Origin of the sequence: Streptomyces cacaoi (assembly GCF_006539165.1) — a bacterium.
Taxonomy (GTDB): domain Bacteria; phylum Actinomycetota; class Actinomycetes; order Streptomycetales; family Streptomycetaceae; genus Streptomyces; species Streptomyces cacaoi.
In genome coordinates, this window is the sequence record NZ_BJMM01000166.1 from 1 (window position 1) to 1,319 (window position 1,319).

Here is a 1,319-nt window from a genome sequence, read left to right on the forward strand (position 1 = left end):
CAGGCCGTGGCCCTGGGGGATTAGTCCCGGGGCCACGGCTTTTTTGCGTTCACCCCTTTTTGCGTTCACCGCTTTCTGGCCGCTTCTCGGCCCCGATACGGTGGCGGGCATGAGCGGTGGCGCGCAGTTGATGTGGGACGAGGGAGTCACGGGCTACGACTTCGGTCCCGGACACCCCATGGACCCGGTCCGGTTGGCTCTGACCATGCGGCTCGTCGAGGCCCTGGGGGTGAGCGGGGCGCCGGAGCTGAAGGTCGTGGCGGCCAGACCGTCGGGGGAGTCGACGCTACGGCTGGTGCACCGCGAGGACTACCTCGCCGCCGTGCGGCAGGCGTCCGCCGATCCGGCGCGGGCCGACGCCGACCACGGCCTGGGGACCGAGGACGATCCGGCGTTCGCCGGCATGCACGAGGTGTCCGCGCTGATCGCGGGGCAGTCGGTGGCGGGGGCCGAGGCGGTCTGGGCCGGCCGGACGCTGCACGCGGTCAACTTCGCGGGCGGGCTGCACCATGCGATGCCGGGTGCCGCCTCCGGGTTCTGCATCTACAACGATCCCGCGCTCGCCATCGCCCGGCTGCTGGAGCTGGGGGCGGAGCGCATCGCCTACGTCGATTTCGATGTGCACCACGGGGACGGGGTCGAGGCGGCCTTCTGGAACGATCCGCGGGTGTTGACCATCTCCGTGCACGAGCACCCGACGACCCTGTTCCCCGGCACCGGTTGGCCCGAGGAGCAGGGCGGCGAGGGCGCGGAGGGCAGCGCGGTGAACCTGGCCGTCCCGCCGGGCACAGCGGACGAGGGCTGGCTGCGTGTGGTGCACGCCGTCGTGCCCGAGCTGTTGGCGGCCTTCGGACCGCAGATGCTGGTGACACAGCACGGCGCCGATACGCACGTCGAAGATCCCCTGGCGCACCTGGCGTTGAGCGTCGACGCGCAGCGGGCCGCCGCCGAGTCCGCGCACGCGTGGGCGCACTCGTACGCGGACGGGAAGTGGCTGGCGCTGGGCGGCGGCGGGTACGCGGTGGTGGATGTGGTGCCGCGCACCTGGACGCATCTGACGGCCATCGCCGCCGGCGCCCCGGTCCCCCCGGAGACCGAACTGCCCGAGGAATGGCGGCAGGAGGTGTATGCGCGGACGGGCTCGGTGCTGGCACCGCGGCGGATGACGGACGGCCGGGACGCGCGCTGGCGGGACTGGTCGGCGGGCTACGACCCGGCGGACCGGCTCGACCAGGCGGTGCGCGCGACGCGGAAGGCCGTCTTCCCCGCGCACGGTCTGCTGCCGTGAGCGGCATCGGCGGGGACGGCGGGCCCGCCGA

At 73.5% G+C, this 1,319-nt stretch carries 1 protein-coding gene; it reads left to right on the forward strand.

Features of this window, described 5'->3' with window-relative positions:
- The first annotated feature begins 109 nt into the window (after window positions 1–109).
- Entirely contained in the window at window positions 110–1,288 is a 1,179-nt protein-coding gene (locus tag SCA03_RS34750; RefSeq protein WP_086817029.1) for an acetoin utilization protein AcuC, read from the forward strand.
- Window positions 1,289–1,319: the final 31 nt, after the last annotated feature.

Excerpts from the sequence above, each read along its gene's own strand:
- SCA03_RS34750 (WP_086817029.1), top strand. The coding sequence starts at position 110 with ATGAGCGGTGGCGCGCAGTTGATGTGGGACGAGGGAGTCACGGGCTAC.